Here is a 17,814-nt window from a genome sequence, read left to right on the forward strand (position 1 = left end):
CTGCTGAGCCATGCACATAGCCGAGGGTTTCCTTCCCCCGGCGCACGCGATCGCCTGGGGCGTCGCGTCCGCGCCGTTCGTCGTCCACGGAGTACGGTCACTCACCCGTGAGGTCAGGGAGCACCCGGAGAGCACGCTGCTGCTCGGTGCCTCGGGGGCCTTCACCTTCGTCCTGTCCGCGCTGAAACTGCCGTCGGTCACCGGCAGTTGCTCGCACCCCACCGGCACCGGGCTGGGCGCGATCCTGTTCCGGCCGCCGATCATGGCGGTACTGGGCACCATCACCCTGCTCTTCCAGGCCCTGCTGCTCGCCCACGGCGGCCTGACCACGCTCGGCGCGAACGTCTTCTCCATGGCGATCGTCGGTCCCTGGGTCGGATACGCCGTCTACAAGCTGCTGCGGCGCTACGACGTGCCGTTGATGGTCGCGGTGTTCTTCGGCGCGTTCTTCGCCGACCTGTCCACCTACTGCGTCACCAGCGTCCAGCTCGCGCTCGCGTTCCCGGACCCGAGCAGCGGATTCCTGGGCGCGCTCGGCAAGTTCGGTTCCATCTTCGCCGTCACCCAGCTCCCCCTCGCGGTGAGCGAGGGCCTGCTCACGGTCCTCGTGATGCGGCTTCTGGTGCAGTCGAGCAAGGGCGAGCTGACGCGGCTCGGCGTGCTCGTGGCGGGCAAGCGGGACACGACGACCGAGGCGGTGGCGCGATGAGCCGGAACACCAAGATCAACCTTCTGCTGCTGGCGCTCGTGGCCGCGCTCGCCGTGCTGCCGCTGGCCCTCGGCCTCGGCGACCACAAGAAGGAGCCGTTCACGGGGGCGGACGCGGAGGCCGAGAGCGCGATCACCGAGATCGAGCCGGACTACGAGCCGTGGTTCTCCCCCCTGTACGAGCCGCCCTCCGGTGAGATCGAGTCCGCGCTGTTCTCGCTCCAGGCCGCTCTCGGCGCGGGCGTCCTCGCCTACTACTTCGGTCTGCGCCGGGGCCGCCGCCAGGGCGAGGCACGGGCGCTGGCGCGGCGGGAGACCGCGAAGACGCCGGCCGAGTCCGGCGCCGACGAGGTCTGACGCCGCGTGCTGCCGATCGACGAGGCGGCGCACAGCAGTCGCTGGCGCCGCCGCCATCCCGTGGACAAGGCCGTGCTCGGGCTCGGCCTCACCGTGCTCGCGATCTCGCTGCCGCCCTGGCCCGGCGCGGCCCTCGTCCTGCTGACCTCGCTGGTGGTGCTGCTCGGACCGGCCGGAGTGCCGCGTCGCCGGCTGTGGCGGGCGTACCGGGTGCCGCTGGGGTTCTGTGTGACCGGGGCGCTGCCGCTGCTCGTCCAGGTGGGCGGGCCGGGCGGTTTCGTGACCCTGGCCGAGGGCGGTCCGGTCCGCGCGGCGGAGCTGCTGCTGCGGACGTCCGCCGCCTCCCTGGGCGTCCTGCTGTTCGCCTTCACCACTCCCCTGTCGGATCTGCTGCCGCGGCTGGTGCGGGCCGGGGTGCCCGCGCCGGTGGTGGACGTCGCCCTGGTGACGTACCGCATGAGCTTCCTGCTGCTGGACTCGGTGCGCCGGATCCGCGACGCGCAGGCGGCCCGGCTCGGGCACACCACACGGGCCGCCACCTGGCGGTCGCTCGCCGGGCTCGGCGCGACGGCGTTCGTGCGGGCCTTCGACCGGGCGGCCCGACTGCAGACGGGACTCGCCGGGCGGGGCTACGACGGCACCCTGCGCGTCCTGGTGCCCGAGGCGCGGGTCTCCGTCCGCTTCACCTCGGTCAGTGTGGTCCTCCTCGCGGCCGTGGCCGCGCTCACCTTCGTCCTGGAAGGGCCGCTGACATGAGCGAGCCGGTGCTGGTCGCCCTGCGGGGCGTGTCGTTCGCGTACGAGGACGGCCCGGCCGTGCTCCGTGATCTCGACTTCGAGGTGCGGGAGGGCCGCGCGCTGGCCCTGCTGGGCCGCAACGGCAGCGGCAAGACGACGCTGATGCGGTTGCTCAGCGGCGGACTCCGGCCCCGTTCGGGCGAGTTGACGGTCGAGGGGCGCCCGGTGTCGTACGACCGCAAGGGCCTGACCGGGCTGCGGACGACCGTGCAACTGGTGGTGCAGGACCCCGACGACCAGCTGTTCGCGGCGTCGGTCGCCCAGGACGTGTCGTTCGGGCCGCTGAACCTCGGGCTGCCCGACGACCAGGTGCGGGTCCGGGTGGACGAGGCGCTCGCGGCGCTCGGCATCTCCGCCCTGGCGGAGCGGCCCACCCATCTGCTCTCCTACGGCCAGCGCAAACGGACCGCGATCGCCGGAGCGGTGGCGATGCGGCCCCGCGTGCTGATCCTGGACGAACCGACCGCGGGCCTCGACCCCGACGGCCAGGAACGCCTGCTCGCCGCCCTGGACGGGCTCCGCCGGTCCGGTACGACCGTGGTGATGGCCACCCACGACGTCGATCTGGCGCTGCGGTGGGCCGACGACGCGGCGCTGCTCACCCCGTCCGGCGCGCGGACCGGCCCGGTGGCCGCGATGCTGGCCCGCACGGACCTCCTCGAACAGGCGGGGCTACGCCTGCCCTGGGGCATCGCGGTCACCCGGCTCCTGCGCGAGCGGGGTCTGCTGACGGACGACGCGGCCGGTCCGCGCACACCGGACGAGCTGGCCGCGCTCGTGGGCGCCGCTCCTGCGGTACCCGCCGACGGCTGACCCCGGCCGCGCACGGCCGGGCAGGGGCGTCGTCCCACGGGTCACAAGCGCAGGCCGTACGTGCGGACGGCGCAGCCGGCGAAGACGTCGTGGTGCTCGGCCGGACCGAGCCCCGAGACCAACGTCTGCGCCGTGTCCAGCACTTCACCGTAGTCGGAGGCGAGCCGGCAGACGGGCCAGTCGGAGCCGAACATCAGCCGCCCGGGGCCGAAGGCGTCCAGCACGGTGGCCGCGTACGGCTGGAGATCCGCGACCCGCCAGGTGTCCCAGTCGGCCTCCGTGACCAGACCGGAGAGCTTGCAGACGGTGTTCGGCAGGGCGGCCAGCCGCCGTATCTCCCCCGCCCACGGCTCCAGTTCACCGGAGGCGACGGGCGGTTTGGCCAGGTGGTCGAGGACGAAGGTGAGCCGGGGCAGACGCCGGGCGGCCTCCACGGCCGCCGGGAGCTGGTGGGGCTTGACCAGCAGGTCGTAGACGAGGCCCGCGTCGGCGACGGCGGCCAGACCGCGCAGCACGTCGGTGCGCGTCAGCCAACTGGGGTCCGCCTCGCCCTGCACCTGGTGGCGGATGCCCACCAGGTGCTCGCCACCCGGCCCTTCGCGCAGCCGGGCGAGAGCGTCGTCGACCTCGGGCGAGGTGAGGTCGGTCCAGCCGACCACCCCGGCGACCAGGTCGCTGCCTGCGGCCAGGGCGAGGAACTCGGGGGTCTCCCCGGCCACGGTGACGGTCTGCACGAGCACGGTGGCGGCGACGCCGGCGGCACGCGCCTGCGGTTCCAGGTCCGCGAGGCTGAAGTCACGCCGCAGCGGGGCGAGTTCCGGACCGCTGATCCAGTCCTGGTCGCGGACGGCGAGGTCCCAGACGTGGTGGTGGGCGTCGACGATCCCGGCGCGCCCTTCCGCGGCGCCCTCGACGCCGGTCTCCGTGGCGCCGCCACCCGAGGACGTTGCGGTGTCCGTGCGGCTCACAGTTCCCACACCACGGGCAGGGTGGCGTCGGAGCCGTCCGCGGAGTAGTCGTGGACGACGTCGAGGAGTTCGGCCATGCGGGCCTGCCAGGCGATGTTGACGGGCAGCTTCTCCAGCTCCGCGATCATCGCCGGGTAGTCCTCGACCTCCAGGACGTGGAAGAGGTCCGTGCCGCTGCGCCAGATCGTCCACGCGCCGACCCCGGCGGCGCGGATCGCGGCGGTCAGTTCCTCGGGCACCTCGCGGTGGGCCGCCTCGTACTCGGCGACGCGGTCGGCGCGGACCCTGGTGTGCAGGGCGACCCTCACGACGGCTCCTTCGGCGACGGTGATCCCTCAAGGGGCGTGTCCAGGGACAGGTCCGGCGGCGGGTCCAGGGGCGTCGTCCGGGACGTGGGCACCGGGACGTCCGGGGCGAGCAGGCCCTCCGCGCGCAGCTCGTCCCAGAGGGCGGCCGGGACGGGGGCCCTGAGCTGCTCCACGGTGTCGCGCACCTCGTCGGTGGAGCGGGCGCCGGTCAGGACGCTCGCGACCGCCGGGTGGCCGAGCGGGAAGTGGAGGGCGGCGGCGCGCAGGGGCACGCCGTGGCGTTCGGTGACCGCCCTGAGCCGGCGGGCGCGGTCGAGGACGGGCTCGGGGGCGGGCGCGTAGTCGTAGGTGGCGCCGGGGGCGGGGTCGGTGAGGAGGCCCGAGTTGAGGACGCCGCCGATGAGGACGCTCCTGCCGCGGGCGGCGGCCGCGGGGAGCAGGTCCGTGAGGCCCTCCTGTTCGAGGAGGGTGTAGCGGCCGGCGAGGAGGACGACGTCGATGTCGGTCTCGCGCAGGAAACGGGTGGGGAGCGCGGACTGGTTCATGCCGACGCCGATCGCGCCGACGACGCCTTCGCCGCGAAGGCGTTCCAGTGCCGGGTACGCCTCGTCGAGTGCCTGCTCGGCGTGGTCGTCGGGGTCGTGGAGGAGGACGATGTCGACCCGGTCCAGGCCGAGGCGGTCCAGGCTGGCTTCGAGGGAGCGGCGGACGCCGTCGGCGCTGAAGTCCCAGACGCGGCGCAGGGTCGCGGGGACGGCGAAGCCGTTGGCCAGGTCGTCGCCGTGACCACCGCCGTCGCCGTCGGCGGGTACGAGCAGGCGGCCCACCTTCGTGGAGAGGGTCCAGGTGCTGCGGGGGCGGCCGCGCAGGGCCTCGCCGAGACGGCGTTCGGACAGGCCGAGGCCGTAGTGGGGGGCCGTGTCGAAGGTGCGGATCCCGGCGTCCCAGGCGGCGTCGATCGCGGCGGCGGCCTCCTCGTCGGCCACCGGCCGGTAGAGGTTGCCGATGCCGGCGGCGCCGTAGGACAGTTCGGTGACCTCGACGTCGGTGCGGCCGAGGGTCCTGGTCCTCATGAGGCCGCCGGGCGGAGCCGGAGCCCCTGCATGCCGCCGTCGACGGCGAGGGCGGTGCCGGTGACGGACGCCGCGGCGGGGCTCGCCAGGTAGGCGATGGCGGCGGCGACCTCGTCGGCGGTGACGAGGCGTCCCATGGGCTGGCGGGCGTTGAGGGCGGCGCGCTCGGCCTCGGGGTCGTCGGCGGCGTCGAGGAGCCGGCCGACCCAGGGGGTGTCGGCGGTGCCGGGGTTGACGCAGTTGACGCGGATGCCTTCGCGGACGTGGTCGGCGGCCATGGCGAGGGTCAGGGAGAGAACCGCGCCCTTGCTGGCGCAGTACAGGGCCCGCTGCGGCAGCCCGGCGGTGGCGCCGATGGAGCAGGTGTTCACGATGGCCGCGTGGTCCGAGTTCCGCAGGTGCGGCAGGGCGGCGCGGCTGGTGCGCACGATGCCGAGGACGTTGACGTCGAGGACCTGGTGCCACTGTTCGTCGGGGTTGTCCTCGACGGTGCCGATGGCGCCGATGCCGGCGTTGTTGACGAGGACGTCCAGACCGCCGAGGCGTTCGACGGCGTCGCCGACGGCGGCCCGTACGGAGGCGTCGTCCGTGACGTCCGCCGTGAGGGCCTGCAGCGGCGGCGGGACGTCGGAGGGGTTCAGGTCGAACACGGCGACCCCGGCGCCCCGCGCGGCCAGCAACCGGGCCGTGGCCAGTCCGATACCGGACGCGCCACCGGTGACGATCGCGCGCAGCCCTGTCAGATCCGTCATGCGACTTCCTCCCGTCCAGCGAGGTCGACGGCCCAGAACCCGCCGTCGGGGTAACGGTATGCGGCGAGCGACCCGGGGTGCATGGTGGCGGAGAATCCGGGGGCGAGCGGCGCGAGGTAGTGGCCCTCGCGCAGCTTGACCGGGTCGGTGAAGTGCTCGTGGAGGTGGTCGACGTACTCGATGACCCGGTCGTCGGTGGTGCCGGAGAGAGCCAGGTAGTCGAACATCGACAGGTGCTGGACCAGTTCGCACAGGCCGACCCCGCCGGCGTGCGGGCAGACAGGCACGCCGAACTTCGCGGCGAGCAGCAGGATCGCCAGGTTCTCGTTGACACCGCCGACGCGAGCGGCGTCGATCTGGAGGACGTCGATGGCGCCCGCCTGGAGGAGCTGTTTGAACACGACGCGGTTCTGGACGTGTTCCCCGGTGGCGACCTTCACCGGGGTGACGCCCTCTCGGACGGCGGCATGGCCGAGGATGTCGTCGGGGCTGGTGGGTTCCTCGATCCAGTACGGGTCGAACTCGGCGAGGGCGCGGGTCCATGCGACGGCCTCGCCGATGTTCCAGCGCTGGTTGGCGTCGATGGCGATGCGGATCCGCGAGCCGACGGCGGCGCGCGCGGTGCGCATCCGGCGGACGTCGTCGGCGAGGTCGGCGCCGACCTTGAGCTTGATCTGGGTGAACCCGTCGGCGACGGCCTGCTTGGCGAGGCGGGTGAGTTTCTCGTCGGAGTAGCCGAGCCAGCCCGGCGAGGTGGTGTAGCCCGGGTAGCCGCGCTCCAGCAGCGCCGCCTCGCGCTCGGCGAGCCCGGTCCTGCCCTCGCGGAGCATGCGGAGGGCGTCTTCGGGGGTGAGGGCGTCGACGATGTAGCGGAAGTCGATCTGGGAGACCAGCCACGCGGGGTCGGCGTGGGCGAGCAGCCGCCACAGCGGCTGGCCCTCCCGCTTGGCGGCCAGGTCCCACACGGCGTTGACGACGGCGCCGATCGCCATATGCATCACGCCCTTCTCGGGGCCGAGCCAGCGCAGCTGGCTGTCGCCGATCAGGTCGCGGTTGAGGGAGCCGGGGTCGGCACACAGCGCGTCCACCGACCGGCCGAGGAGGTGGGGGCGCAGGGCGCCGATGGCGGCGACCTGGACGTCGTTGCCGCGGCCGATGGTGAAGGTGAAGCCGTGGCCTTGGAGCCCGTCGCCGGCGTCGGTGCGGAGCACGACGTAGGCGGCGGAGTAGTCGGGATCCGGGTTCATGGCGTCGGACCCGTCCAGTTCCCGTGAGGTGGGGAACCGGATGTCGTAGGTGTCGACCGCGGTGATCCGGGCGGGGGTTGCAGTCAAGAGGGTGCCTTTCACGCTCGGCCGAAGGTCTGGTCCGGGCCTCCGAGCCCGTCGATCTCGGGCTCGACGGTGCCGCCGGCGCGGAGATAGGGGGTGCCGGGCAGGCCGAGGGCGACGCCCGCGGGCGTTCCGGTGTTGATGAGGTCGCCCGGCTCCAGCACCAGGTACCGGCTGAGGTGGGCCACGACCTGGTGGACCGGGAAGATCATGTCGTGGGTGCGGCCGTGCTGGCGCTTGACGCCGTTGACGCTCAGGCGCAGCTCCAGGTCCTGGGGGTCGCCGATCTCGTCGGCGGTGACCAGCCAGGGCCCCAGCGGGTTGAACGTCTCGCAGGACTTGCCGAGGTCCCACTGGGGCGAGTACTCCAGCTGGAACTCGCGTTCGGAGACGTCGGGGCTGACCGCGTAGCCCGCGATCACCTCGGCCGCACCGTCCGGGCACTCCAGGTGGCGGGCGCGGCGGCCGATCACGACGGCGAGCTCGACTTCCCGGTCGGTCTTCACGGAGCCGCACGGGACGAGCACCTCGTCGTGGGGGCCGGCGACCGTGCCGGGGTCCTTCAGGAAGACGGCGGGGCGTTCGGGGATCGCGACCCCGGTCTCGGAGGCGTGGTCACGGTGGTTGAGGCCGACGCAGACGATCGCGCCGGGGCGGGCGACGGGGGCACCGATCCGCAGGTGGTCGGGGTCGAGCTCGGGCAGCGCGCCCGCATCGAGGGCGGCGCGGGCCAGGTCGATCCCGCCGGAGCCGAGGAAGGAGCCGTCGACGTCGGCGGTCACGGCGGACAGGTCCAGCAGTCGGCCGTCGTCGGTGCGGACCGCGGGGCGCCGACGCGTAGCAGTTTCACTGAGCAGCTCCCTTGCCCACAGAGGATCAGAAGTCATCGAGGCCATCGAAGCCGGAGAAGTCATCGGAGGAATAGCACCACCGTGACTGTAGAGCCCGAACGGCGGGCTGACAACGCATTCCTCGGATGTATGTACCGGTTACAGTCACACTCCGCACACCAAAGGCGCCTCATGGGCGAAATCGCCTCACGTGAGCCGACGGATGGCTGCCCGCTCGTCGACGGAAATCCTTGCGGACTGCCTCTTGTCAGTGCCCGCAACGCCGTCGTAACGTCCTCGCCGTCCGAGATACATCGGAGGAATCGTCCCACGGATTCCCACGGATTTCCACGGCGTAGTGGCTGCTCGAACTCAGCTGCTCGTACACCGGTTGACCTTCATCCCTCCCCTCATCGGGCTGTCCCGCAGTTCCCTGCGGGAGGCGGTGCGGGCGCTCACCGCGGTGCGGATCCTGGTCACCCGGCAGGGCGACGGCACCTGTGTCTCCGGCCTGGGACCCCGTCTGCTGCTGGAGTCGCTCTCCTTCGCCTCGGACGTCTCCCAGGGGCAGACGGCCCCAACTGCTCCAGGTGCGACGGTTGCCGGAGCCGCAGGCGACGGGGCTGGCCGCCGCCCCGCTCACCGCCGACGAGCTGCGGGAGCCGGGGTCGGTCCTGGAGCGGTCGCGGGCCGCGGCGACGGTCGAGGAGTTCGTCGCCCACGACATCCTGTTCCACCTGCGGATCGTCGAGGCGGTGGGCAACCCGGTGCTGTCCATGCTGCTGCGGGTGCTGTCCACCCGCACCCAGCGGGCCCTTATCGTGCGGGGCACCCGCACCGAGCGTGCGGTGGAGCACGCCCACCGGGAGCACGACGAGATCCTCCGCGCGCTGCGCAACCGGGACGCCCAGTTGGCGGTCTCCGCGGCCACGGTGCACGTGGCCGCGGTCGAGCAGTGGCTGGCCGCCCGCCTGGTCGACGATCCGCTCTGCGCGGCACAGGACTGACCTCACAGGTCGGCGGCGTCCCTCAGGTCGCCGAGGTCCACGAACTTGAAGCCGGTGGCCGTGCGGGTGCCGCCGTCGCCGTCCGGCACCGCCGGGGTGTCCTCCCCGTCCTGGACGACGAGGAGGCCGCGCGGATAGCGGCTGCCCAGCGGGGCGTCGAGGATCGCGGCGCCGTCGCACTCCTGCACGCCGTCGAGGGTCGGTGTAGCGGCCCCGATCCGGAAGCCGCCCTCGTACGCGTTGCCCTCGCTCACCTCACGGTCGTACAGGGCGAAGGTGTCGTCGCCCTGGCTGGAGGCGAGCAGATGGCCGTCGCCGTCCCGGTCCTGAAGGAGCGTCAGACCCTCGACGTCGGCCGACAGCCGCTTCCCGCCGTAGCCGGGGTCGGTGCCCGGCACGCACTCCTCGCTCTCCTCGTCGTAGGTGCCGGGGACGCCGTACTCCTTCACCTTGTCGACGAGGACGGGCCTGCCGGTGAGGTCGGCGCGCAGCCGCCAGATGCCGATGTCCTCCTGGCCGGCGTAGAGCGTGCCGGTGGCCGGGTCGACGACCATGCCCTCGACCTGCGGGAGTTCACCGGGTTCGGCGCAGGGGCGCCAGGTGGTGCCGTCGGGCAGCCGGAAGGAGGACGGCAGGTCGAGGGTGCGCACCCTGCGGTAGCCGACCGTGCCGTGCGCGGCGGGCACGAGTTCCAGCAGGGCGAGCCGGGTGCGCTCGCGCCGGCTGACCAGGGCGTAGGAGCGGCCGGTGGCCCGGTCGGTCCAGGTGGCGAGGCCGTACGCGGTGCGCTGGTCGTTGATCTCGGCCTGGTCGGCGGAGAACACGGGGGCGGCGGCCGGGTCGGTGATGTCGGTGAGGGGGCCGCCGGGCCGGGCGGGGTCGATGCGGTAGACGCGCAGCCGGTCGTTGCCCCGGTCGCTGACCACCGCCACGTCGGCGCGGCCGGAGGTGGTGCGCAGGCCCGTGACGAGGTCGACGTTGTTGTACCGGCCCGGCGCGTCGTCCTCCGACGGGGGCTTGGGGGCGGGCAGGGACTGCACCGTGCGGGCGTCGAGGTCGTAGACGCGCAGTCCGCCCTCCTTGGCGGTGGCGACGACGAGGCTGCGGCCGGGGTCGGCGGGGTTGCGCCAGATCGCCGGGTCGTCCGCGTCGGAGTTGCCGCCGGGCTCGTCGTCGTGGAGGGCGGCGGTCTCGCCGCTGGCGGTCACCACGGGCAGGTCGGACGTGCCCGCGCCGGCGGGAGCCGCCGTGAGCAGGGCGGTCAGCGCGGTACCGGTGGCGAGGGCGGCCACTCGCCTGGTGGTGCGGGACTTTCTCACGGGCGCTTCCTCACCGTCGGTCGGATGTCGGCGGAGCGTGCTCGAACCCCTGCCGATCGTCGGGGACATGCAGATAGTGCGGAGGGAAGCTTGCGGACGGGCAGACGTGATCTGGCCATGCCATGACCAAAGGGTCGTGGGCGCCGTTCCGCGCCGGTGCGCCCGCGCCGGCGGGCGGGACTGCGGCCGGGGCGGCGGGCGGGACTGCGGGCGGGGCGGGGCCGGTTTCGTGCGCAGCCCTCGGCACGGGGCGCGCGGCGGACCTATCGTGTAAGAAGCACGGATTCGCCGCGTGCTGCTCCTGCCCTCCGCGGGGGGACCCATGAAGGTCGAACTGGTCCAGCAAGCCGCCGACGCGCTGTTCGACGTCCCGGACACCGTTCACGAGGAGATCGTCGCCCTCATCGAGGCGGTGGCCGAGGAACCGAGGATCCAGGTCAGAGAGCTGGCCGCGGTGTTCGGCGACTGGTGCTGGCTCGTCTACACGGTGCATGGCGACGTGATCGAGGTGCTGGACCTCGGCTGCGCCCGCTGACCCGGTCGGGGCGTTGAGGCCGGGGCGGGGGGCGCCCTTTGCGTGCGCCCTCCCGCCCGGCGGAGCACCGGCCGGAAGGGCGCGGGGTGCCGCGGCCGTCGGCCCCAGGGGCAGTCGGGTGGGGTCAGTCGGAGGTCAGCTCGTCACCCGGAACGTGGCGTCACCGCGTCCCGTCGCGTCGGTGATCGGGTCGAGGCGGAGTTGGTAGGCGTAGTGGCGGATGTAGCGGTCGGGGTGGTTGTACGACTGGAAGGAGGACCAGCCGGCGTCCGCCAGGCCGGCGACCTGACGGAAGGTCGCGTCCGCGGCGAACCGGGCGCTGCCGTCGTTGTGGACGAGTTGGAAGTCGTAGTCGGAGTGGCGCAGGAAGTGGCCGGGGAAGTTCACCGACTCGAAGGAGACGGTGCCGGAGCCGGTGAGGCCGGGCCTGATCCGGAACCGGGAGTCGTCGGCCGGGCTGACGTTCGCGTCGATCCGCGCGTCGAAGTCGGCGTGCCGTACGTACCGGTCCTGGAAGTTGAAGGACTGGAGCCGGTTGCCGGGGGTGTTCGCGTACCGGGCGAGGACCCGGGTCTCCTCGGCGGCCGTCAGGGGCAGGATGGAGCCGTGGCGCTTCTTCGTGCCGCCCAGGTGGTAGCTGCCCGTCGCGGGCAGCCGGTAGGTGGCGGTGCTGGTCGGGTCGGTCGTGAGGACGGGCAGGTAGCCGCGGCCTGAGGCGTACTGGTCGAGGTAGAGCGTCCACTCGTCGCGGTCGCGGAACTTCATCCACATCGGGCCCTCGACCTGGGAGCCGGTCAGGCCGATCCCGGAGAGGTTGCCGAGGGCGGTCCATGTCCCGAGGATCGAGTTGCTGCCCTCGAGCGTGATCTGGCCGTCGCCGGAGGCCCGCACGTAGCGGTAGGAGCCGACGCCCGCCGGCATCTCGACGATCTGCGTGTCGATGATCTCCTGGGTGCCGGGCCGCTCGATGTAGGTCTGCGGGGTGGTGATGGAGCGGAAGTCGCTGGTGCGGGCGTAGTAGATGCGGTGCTTCGTGGCGCCGTTGAGGGGCTTGTTCGTCGCCCAGTACAGGACGTAGTCGTGGGTGGCCGGGTTCCAGATCGCCTCCGGCGCCCAGGCGTTGCGTCCGTCGGGGATGGCGCCGGCGACGTTCAGCAGCCAGGGCTGCGACCAGGTGACGAGGTCCGTGGACTGCCACACCACGAGGTTGCGGCTGCCGTCGTTGATGGACTGGCTCCATGTCTGACCGCAGTCGATGCACAGATCGGTGGCGATGATCCAGTACGTGCCGCCGTCGGGAGAGCGCACCAGTGCGGGGTCGCGCACCCCGCGGGTGCCCACCGTCGAACGCAGCGTCATCCCGCCGCCGTTGAGGTCGTTCCAGTGCAGGCCGTCGGTGCTGTGCGAGAAGTAGATCTGCTGCCCGGTCGCCCCCTCCCCGATGAAGTGCGCCATCAGCTGGCCCGGGTCGGCCGCGGCCGCCCGGTCCGGTACCGTCAGCACCTGGCCGGCGAGGAGGAGGGCGACAGCGGCCAGCACCGCCGCGAGCCGGGAGAGAACCGCGGACATGACGTCTCCTGTCTTTCTGCGGGCACCACCCTGGAGACCCGACGCACACCGACCCGGGTGTTCGATTTTTCGGACGGCGTTCGCAAGACCGGCCAGACGTTAGGGGTGGGGTGAATGAGGCGTCAATACTTTGCGCACGGGGTTCTCCACGACGAAGCCCCGGCCCCTCCTCACGCGAGGGGGCCCGGGGCGGCGCGGTCCGGGCGTCCCCGCTCAGGACGCCCGGGGCTGCAGATAGCGGGCCAGCAGGTCGTCGAGGCTGACCAGGGCGGCCGGGCGGCCGGTGTCGTCGCGGATGACCGCGAGGGAGGCCCGGTTGCCGCGGAGCACGTCGATCGCGTCGGCCACGGTGGTGTCCCCGGTCACCTCGGGGACGGGCCGGGCCAGCGAACGGGCCGTGGCGGTCCGCCCCCTGGCCCGCGCCACCAGGGCGTCACGGGCGTGGACCGAACCGAGGACGGTGCCCCGGTCGCGGACCAGGAGCCGGGTGCGGTCGTGGTCGGCGGCGGTGCGCAGGATGTCCTCGGTGCTCGCGTCCGCGTCGACCGAGGTGATCTCGGCGGCCGGGACGGCGAGGTCGCGCACCGGGGTCTCGGGTTCGGTCAGCGAGCGGGTGATCAGCTCCGAGTCGGTCGCGGTGATGAGGCCGAGCCGGCGCGACTCCTCGACGAGGTGGGTGAGCTGCTCACGGTTGTGGACCGAGGCCAGCTCGTCGCGCGGGGTGACCCGGCACAGGCGCACCAGCGCGTTGCTGACGCGGTTGAGCAGCCCGATCAGCGGACGGACCGCCCTGACCACGGCCCGGAACGGCGGGGCCAGCAGCATCGCCGAGCGCTCCGGGCGGGCGATGGCCCACGACTTGGGGGCCATCTCGCCGACCACCATGTGCAGGAAGACCACCACGACCATCGCGAACACGAACGCCACGCCGTAGCTGAGCGCGCTGGGCAGGCCCAGGTCGTGCAGCAGCGGGTCGAGTTCGTGGGAGATGGCGGGCTTGGAGACCGAGCCGAGTCCCAGGGTGCACACGGTGATGCCGAGCTGGGCGCCGGCCAGCATCAGGGACAGCTCGCGCATCCCGGCGAGGGCCGCCCCGGCGCCCCTGCGGCCCTCCGCCGCGGCCTTCTCCATGCGGTGCCGTTTGGCGGCGACCAGCGCGAACTCGGCGGCGACGAAGAATCCGCTGCCGATCAGCAGCAGCACGGTGACGAAGATCGCCGTCGGGAAACTCATGCCTGCTCCTCCGGCTCACGCGCGGGCAGCTGTTCGATGCGGACCCGGTCCGGCACATGCCGGTCGAGCGTGCGTACGTCGATCACCGCGTGCCCGCCGTCGGGCAGGTCCACGGTGAGGCGGTCGCCGATGGCCGGGAAGCGGCCCAGGCGGTCCACGACCAGCCCGGCGACGGTGTCGTAGTCGTCGTCCCCGGGCAGTCGCAGACCGGTGGCGTCGGCGATCTCGTCGAGCCGGCGTCCCGCGTCGACCAGCCAGCCCGCTCCGTCGGCGACGGCGGGTTCGACGACGGTGTCGGACTCGTCGGCGATGTCCCCGACCAGTTCCTCCGCGATGTCCTCGTAGGTCACGATGCCCGCGACGCCGCCGTGTTCGTCGAGGACGACGGCGAACTCGTCGTCCTGCTCCCGCATCCGCGTCACCGCGTCCGGCAGGGGCAGGGTGTCCGGCAGGACGAGCGGGCGGCGCGCCAGGGCTCCCGCGGTGGTGGCGGTGAGGTCCGCGGCGGGCGTGCGCATCAGCTCCCGGACGCCCAGGACGCCGGTGACGTCGTCCGGGTGGTCGCCGAGCACCGGGTAGGTGGAGTGGCCGTACTTCGCGATCAGCTCGACCGCCTCGGCCGCGGAGGCGTCCACGCGGACGAACACCGTGTCGGCCCGCGGCACCATCACCTCGTCCAGGGTCCGCTCGGAGAACTCCAGGGCGTGGTCGAGGAGTTCGGCGGTGTCCTTGGGCAGTTCGCCCCGCTCGTGGGACTCGCCGATGAGGTGGCCCAGCTCCTCCAGGGTCGCGCCGTGGTGCAGTTCCTCCACGGGCTCGATACCGACCCGGCGCAGCAGCTTGTTCGCCGCGCTGTCGAAGACGTGCACCACCGGGCCCACGACCTTCAGGTAGACGAGGGTGGAGGCGGCCAGCGACTTCGCGAGCCGCTCCGGCACCGCGATCGCGAGGTTCTTCGGGGCCAGCTCGCCGAGCACCATCTGCACGACGGTCGCGAGGACGAAGGCGAGCACGACGGAGATGCCGCCGACCGCGCCGCCGGGGACGCCGATGCCGGTCAGGGCGGGCTCCAGCAGCGCCGACACGGACGGCTCGGCGATGAAGCCGACGACCAGACCGGTGACGGTGATGCCCAGCTGCGCGCCGGACAGCATGAACGACAGCCGTTCCAGCACCTTCAGGGCACGGGCCGCCCGCCGGTCGCCCGCCTCCGCCTCACGGGCGAGGGCGAGGCGGTCGGCGGAGACGTACGCGAACTCCTGGGCGACGAAGTACCCGGTGCCCGCGGTCAGGACGAGGACGGCCAGCAGGCCGAGGACGGCGTTCACGGCACTCACCGGACACCACCCCGCCGTGTGCCGTGGCCGAGACGGTCTACCGTGTCTCGGCGGGGTGGTCGGGGACTGTGCCCCGGGGAGTCCGTCAGGCCGGCGGACGCGGACACGGGCTTGCTCCTTGTGTCGATGTGCTGGGTGAACGATTCTGACCGGATCGGGGTTCCCGGGCCTGCTCAGACCCGCTTCGGCGCGGCGCCCGACGGCGCCGTCCCGGACGACGCCGTGTCCGACGGCCCTGCGGCGCCCGACGACGCCGGGAGCGGCTGTGCCGGGCCGACCAGTTCGGACAGCACGTCCTCCATGGTCACGAAGCCGAGGACCGTGCCGGTCGCGCCGGTGACGGCGGCGAGGTGGCTGCCGTCGGCGCGCAGGGCGGTGAGGGTGTCGTCCAGCGGGGTGTCGATGCGGACCCGGGTGACCGGGTGGAGGGTGCCGGGCGGGAACGGCCGGTTCCGTTCGGCGAGACCGAGGGTGTCCTTGATGTGCAGGTAGCCCAGGAGGTCGCCGCCGGGTCCGGTGACGGGGAAGCGGGAGTAGCCGGCCGCGGCGGCGGTGCGTTCCAGTTCGGCCGGGGTGACGGTGTGGCCGACGGTGCGCATCCGCTGGGCGGGGACGAGGATCTCGCCGACGGGGCGGGTGCCCAGCTCCAGTGCGTCGCGCAGCCGCTCGCCGTCGGCGGGCGAGAGGAGTCCGGCCTCGCTGGAGTCGAGGACCATCCGGGCGAGCTGGTCGTCGGTGAACGCCGACTCGACCTCGTCCTTCGGCTCCACGCGCAGCAGTTTCAGCAGGACGTTGGCGAAGGCGTTGATCCCGAAGATCACCGGCCGCAGGGCCCGGGTGAGCGCGACCAGGGGTGGCCCGAGGAGCAGCGCGGTGGGGACCGGTGCGGCCAGGGCGATGTTCTTCGGGACCATCTCGCCGATCAGCATGTGCAGATAGGTGGCCAGGGTGAGCGCGACGACGAACGCGACGGGGTGCACCAGGCCGTCCGGGATGCGTACTGCTTCGAACGCGGGTTCCATGAGATGGGCGATGGCGGGTTCGGCGACGGCACCGAGCACCAGGGAGGACGCGGTGATGCCGAGCTGGGCGGTGGCCATGAGGGCGGAGATGTGGCGCAGGCCCCACAGGGTCATCCGGGCCCGCTTGTCGCCCTGTTCGGCGCGCGGCTCGATCTGGCTGCGGCGCACGGAGATCAGGGCGAACTCGCCGCCGACGAAGAAGGCGTTGGTGAGCAGGGTCAGCGCGCCGATGGTGAGCTGCAGAACGGTCATCGGGAAGCCTCCGTCCGTTCCCGGACGGGCCGGTTCGCCGGTGCGGTGATGCGGACGCGGTCGGCGCGGTGGTGGTCGACGTCGAGGACGTCCAGCGTCCAGCCGTCGTCCAGGTCCAGCGCGTCGCCCTCGGCGGGGATGCGGGCGAGCCGGGTGGCGACCAGGCCGGCCACGGTCTCGTACGGACCGTCGGGCGCGGCCAGCCCTATCTCGCCGAGCCGGTCGACGCGGACCGAGCCGCCGGCCTCCCACACCGGGCGGCCGTCCCGGGTGGCCCGGGCGGGCAGCAGATCGGGGACCTCGACGGGGTCGTGCTCGTCGCGGACCTCGCCGACGACCTCCTCGACGATGTCCTCGACCGTCGCGACGCCGGCGGTGCCGCCGTACTCGTCGATGACGACGGCCATGGTGCGTGTCTCGCGCAGCCGCTCCAGCAGCCGGTCGGCGGTGAGGCTGTCGGGCACCAGCAGGGGTTCGGTGGTCAGTGCGGTGACCGGTGTGACGGCGCGCCGGGCGGGTTCCAGGGCGAGCACGTCGCGGATGTGGACGGTGCCGATGACCTCGTCCAGGGTGTCGCGGTAGACGGGGAACCGGGACAGGCCGGTGGCGTGGGTGAGGTTGGCGGCGTCGGCGGCGGTCGCGTGTGCCTCCAGCGCCTTGACGTCGACCCTCGGTGTCATCACGTTCTCGGCGGTCAGCTCGCCCAGGTGCAGGGTGCGGACGAACAGCTCGGCGGAGTCCGCCTCCAGGGCGCCCTCGGCCGCCGAGTGCCGGGCGAGCGCGACGAGTTCCTCGGAGGTGCGCGCGGAGGCCAGTTCCTCGGCCGGCTCCAGTCCGAAGCGGCGCAGGAACCCGTTGGCCGTGCCGTTGAGGTGGCGGATGAACGGGCCGAAGGCGGCGGTGAAGCCGCGCTGGGGGCCCGCGACGACCTTGGCCACGGCCAGCGGCCGGGAGATCGCCCAGTTCTTCGGCACCAGTTCGCCCACCACCATCAGGACGACGGTGGAGAGGGCCACGCCCAGCACGGTCGCCGCCGACGGGGCGGCGCCGCCGAGCCCGACCGCCCGCAGGGGGCCTTCGAGCAGCGCCGCGAGGGACGGCTCGGCGAGCATGCCGATCACCAGCGAGGTGACGGTGATGCCGAGCTGCGCCCCGGACAGCTGGAACGTCAGCCGGCGTACGGCCTTCAGGGCGCCCTCGGCGCCGCGCTCCCCCGCCTCGGCCGCGCGCTCCAGCTCTGCGCGTTCGACGGTGGTCAGGGAGAACTCGGCCGCGACGAACAGCGCGCAGGCCAGGGTGAGGAGAAGAGCGAGCAGGAGCAGCAGGATCTCGGTCACCGTGCCACCCCCGCTCCGTGGGGTGGTCGGGGCACGCTGCGGCCGGTACTGGGAGGCTCACCCATCGGGGGTCTTCGGCTCCTTCGTCGGTCGGTGGGTCGGTACATCTTCGCAAGGTCCGTCCCCATAGTAAAGGGAAGGCAAAACTCGCTGTTCATGTCGCCACGGTCACATCTGCGGCAGTTTTCGGACTTTCCCGTTCCGGATCCCGCGACGGCTCATCGACGGACGCTCCCCCGACCCTATGCTTCTACTCGCCTGTAGAA

General features: G+C 72.8%; 18 protein-coding genes. 6 read left to right on the forward strand and 12 right to left on the reverse strand.

Annotated features, from left to right (window positions below; all coding sequences use genetic code 11):
• The first annotated feature begins 10 nt into the window (after positions 1-10).
• The 4 genes from GSY65_RS01570 to GSY65_RS01585 are packed head-to-tail and all read left to right on the forward strand — an operon-like array spanning position 11 to position 2,675.
• Positions 11-709 (forward strand): energy-coupling factor ABC transporter permease, encoded by a 699-nt coding sequence (locus tag GSY65_RS01570; protein WP_159765572.1) that lies wholly within the window; start codon positions 11-13, stop codon positions 707-709.
• On the forward strand, positions 706-1,065 hold the full coding sequence (locus GSY65_RS01575) for an energy-coupling factor ABC transporter substrate-binding protein (RefSeq protein WP_159765573.1): 360 nt from the start codon (positions 706-708) through the stop codon (positions 1,063-1,065). Before GSY65_RS01570 ends, GSY65_RS01575 begins: the two co-directional genes overlap by 4 nt.
• 6 nt (positions 1,066-1,071) lie before the next feature.
• A complete protein-coding gene (gene cbiQ / locus GSY65_RS01580; protein ID WP_159765574.1) occupies positions 1,072-1,821 on the forward strand; it encodes a cobalt ECF transporter T component CbiQ in 750 nt (249 codons plus the stop codon).
• Positions 1,818-2,675, forward strand: coding sequence for an energy-coupling factor ABC transporter ATP-binding protein (locus GSY65_RS01585; protein WP_159765575.1), 858 nt, complete (start codon positions 1,818-1,820; stop codon positions 2,673-2,675). Before cbiQ ends, GSY65_RS01585 begins: the two co-directional genes overlap by 4 nt.
• Before the next feature lie 41 nt (positions 2,676-2,716).
• Here the strand turns inward: GSY65_RS01585 and GSY65_RS01590 are convergent, their stop codons facing one another.
• The 6 genes from GSY65_RS01590 to GSY65_RS01615 form a co-directional block, all read right to left on the reverse strand.
• The gene (locus GSY65_RS01590; RefSeq protein ID WP_159775515.1) at positions 2,717-3,559 is read right to left on the reverse strand and encodes an amidohydrolase family protein; all 843 of its coding nucleotides are present in this window, start codon (positions 3,557-3,559) and stop codon (positions 2,717-2,719) included.
• 80 nt (positions 3,560-3,639) lie between these two features.
• Positions 3,640-3,951, reverse strand: coding sequence for an L-rhamnose mutarotase (locus GSY65_RS01595; RefSeq protein ID WP_159765576.1), 312 nt, complete (start codon positions 3,949-3,951; stop codon positions 3,640-3,642).
• On the reverse strand, positions 3,948-5,024 hold the full coding sequence (locus tag GSY65_RS01600) for an aldo/keto reductase (protein WP_159765577.1): 1,077 nt from the start codon (positions 5,022-5,024) through the stop codon (positions 3,948-3,950). The genes GSY65_RS01595 and GSY65_RS01600 overlap by 4 nt, the downstream gene beginning before the upstream one ends.
• Positions 5,021-5,776, reverse strand: a complete 756-nt coding sequence (locus GSY65_RS01605; protein ID WP_159765578.1) for an SDR family NAD(P)-dependent oxidoreductase — start codon at positions 5,774-5,776, stop codon at positions 5,021-5,023. The genes GSY65_RS01600 and GSY65_RS01605 overlap by 4 nt, the downstream gene beginning before the upstream one ends.
• On the reverse strand, positions 5,773-7,110 hold the full coding sequence (locus GSY65_RS01610; protein WP_159765579.1) for an L-fuconate dehydratase: 1,338 nt from the start codon (positions 7,108-7,110) through the stop codon (positions 5,773-5,775). Before GSY65_RS01610 ends, GSY65_RS01605 begins: the two co-directional genes overlap by 4 nt.
• A gap of 11 nt (positions 7,111-7,121) precedes the next feature.
• A complete protein-coding gene (locus GSY65_RS01615) occupies positions 7,122-7,994 on the reverse strand; it encodes a fumarylacetoacetate hydrolase family protein (RefSeq protein WP_159765580.1) in 873 nt (290 codons plus the stop codon).
• A gap of 542 nt (positions 7,995-8,536) precedes the next feature.
• On the opposite strand from GSY65_RS01615, the gene GSY65_RS33495 reads away from it, so the two are divergent.
• Positions 8,537-8,944 (forward strand): FadR/GntR family transcriptional regulator, encoded by a 408-nt coding sequence (locus GSY65_RS33495; RefSeq protein ID WP_236579655.1) that lies wholly within the window; start codon positions 8,537-8,539, stop codon positions 8,942-8,944.
• Positions 8,945-8,946: 2 nt separating this feature from the next.
• On the opposite strand, the gene GSY65_RS01625 is transcribed toward GSY65_RS33495, so the two are convergent.
• Complete coding sequence (locus GSY65_RS01625) at positions 8,947-10,263, reverse strand: phytase (protein WP_159765581.1); 1,317 nt, start codon at positions 10,261-10,263, stop codon at positions 8,947-8,949.
• 322 nt (positions 10,264-10,585) lie between these two features.
• On the opposite strand from GSY65_RS01625, the gene GSY65_RS01630 reads away from it, so the two are divergent.
• Positions 10,586-10,798 carry a hypothetical protein gene (locus tag GSY65_RS01630; RefSeq protein WP_159765582.1) on the forward strand — a complete coding sequence of 71 codons (213 nt, stop codon included), beginning with the start codon at positions 10,586-10,588 and terminating at the stop codon, positions 10,796-10,798.
• A gap of 135 nt (positions 10,799-10,933) precedes the next feature.
• Here the strand turns inward: GSY65_RS01630 and GSY65_RS01635 are convergent, their stop codons facing one another.
• From GSY65_RS01635 to GSY65_RS01655, 5 genes are all read right to left on the reverse strand, one after another.
• Positions 10,934-12,367, reverse strand: a complete 1,434-nt coding sequence (locus GSY65_RS01635; RefSeq protein WP_159765583.1) for a glycoside hydrolase family 43 protein — start codon at positions 12,365-12,367, stop codon at positions 10,934-10,936.
• Positions 12,368-12,580: 213 nt separating this feature from the next.
• Positions 12,581-13,600 (reverse strand): hemolysin family protein, encoded by a 1,020-nt coding sequence (locus GSY65_RS01640; protein ID WP_159765584.1) that lies wholly within the window; start codon positions 13,598-13,600, stop codon positions 12,581-12,583.
• Complete coding sequence (locus tag GSY65_RS01645) at positions 13,597-14,937, reverse strand: hemolysin family protein (RefSeq protein ID WP_159765585.1); 1,341 nt, start codon at positions 14,935-14,937, stop codon at positions 13,597-13,599. The genes GSY65_RS01640 and GSY65_RS01645 overlap by 4 nt, the downstream gene beginning before the upstream one ends.
• Before the next feature lie 173 nt (positions 14,938-15,110).
• Positions 15,111-16,211: a hemolysin family protein gene (locus GSY65_RS01650; protein WP_159765586.1), complete on the reverse strand. Its 1,101-nt coding sequence runs from the start codon at positions 16,209-16,211 to the stop codon at positions 15,111-15,113.
• Positions 16,208-17,548 carry a hemolysin family protein gene (locus GSY65_RS01655; protein ID WP_159765587.1) on the reverse strand — a complete coding sequence of 447 codons (1,341 nt, stop codon included), beginning with the start codon at positions 17,546-17,548 and terminating at the stop codon, positions 16,208-16,210. The genes GSY65_RS01650 and GSY65_RS01655 overlap by 4 nt, the downstream gene beginning before the upstream one ends.
• Between the last annotated feature and the right edge of the window lie 266 nt (positions 17,549-17,814).

Origin of the sequence: Streptomyces sp. HM190 (genome assembly GCF_009857135.1) — a bacterium.
Classification (GTDB): Bacteria; Actinomycetota; Actinomycetes; order Streptomycetales; family Streptomycetaceae; genus Streptomyces; species Streptomyces heilongjiangensis.

Bases quoted from the DNA above. Each gene is read 5' to 3' on its own strand.
- GSY65_RS01570 (WP_159765572.1), top strand. From the start codon at position 11: ATGCACATAGCCGAGGGTTTCCTTCCCCCGGCGCACGCGATCGCCTGG.
- GSY65_RS01575 (WP_159765573.1), top strand. From the start codon at position 706: ATGAGCCGGAACACCAAGATCAACCTTCTGCTGCTGGCGCTCGTGGCC.
- GSY65_RS01585 (WP_159765575.1), top strand. From the start codon at position 1,818: ATGAGCGAGCCGGTGCTGGTCGCCCTGCGGGGCGTGTCGTTCGCGTAC.
- GSY65_RS01600 (WP_159765577.1), bottom strand. From the start codon at position 5,024: ATGAGGACCAGGACCCTCGGCCGCACCGACGTCGAGGTCACCGAACTG.
- GSY65_RS01605 (WP_159765578.1), bottom strand. From the start codon at position 5,776: ATGACGGATCTGACAGGGCTGCGCGCGATCGTCACCGGTGGCGCGTCC.
- GSY65_RS01615 (WP_159765580.1), bottom strand. From the start codon at position 7,994: ATGACTTCTGATCCTCTGTGGGCAAGGGAGCTGCTCAGTGAAACTGCT.
- GSY65_RS01630 (WP_159765582.1), top strand. From the start codon at position 10,586: ATGAAGGTCGAACTGGTCCAGCAAGCCGCCGACGCGCTGTTCGACGTC.
- GSY65_RS01635 (WP_159765583.1), bottom strand. From the start codon at position 12,367: ATGTCCGCGGTTCTCTCCCGGCTCGCGGCGGTGCTGGCCGCTGTCGCC.
- GSY65_RS01640 (WP_159765584.1), bottom strand. From the start codon at position 13,600: ATGAGTTTCCCGACGGCGATCTTCGTCACCGTGCTGCTGCTGATCGGC.
- GSY65_RS01650 (WP_159765586.1), bottom strand. From the start codon at position 16,211: ATGACCGTTCTGCAGCTCACCATCGGCGCGCTGACCCTGCTCACCAAC.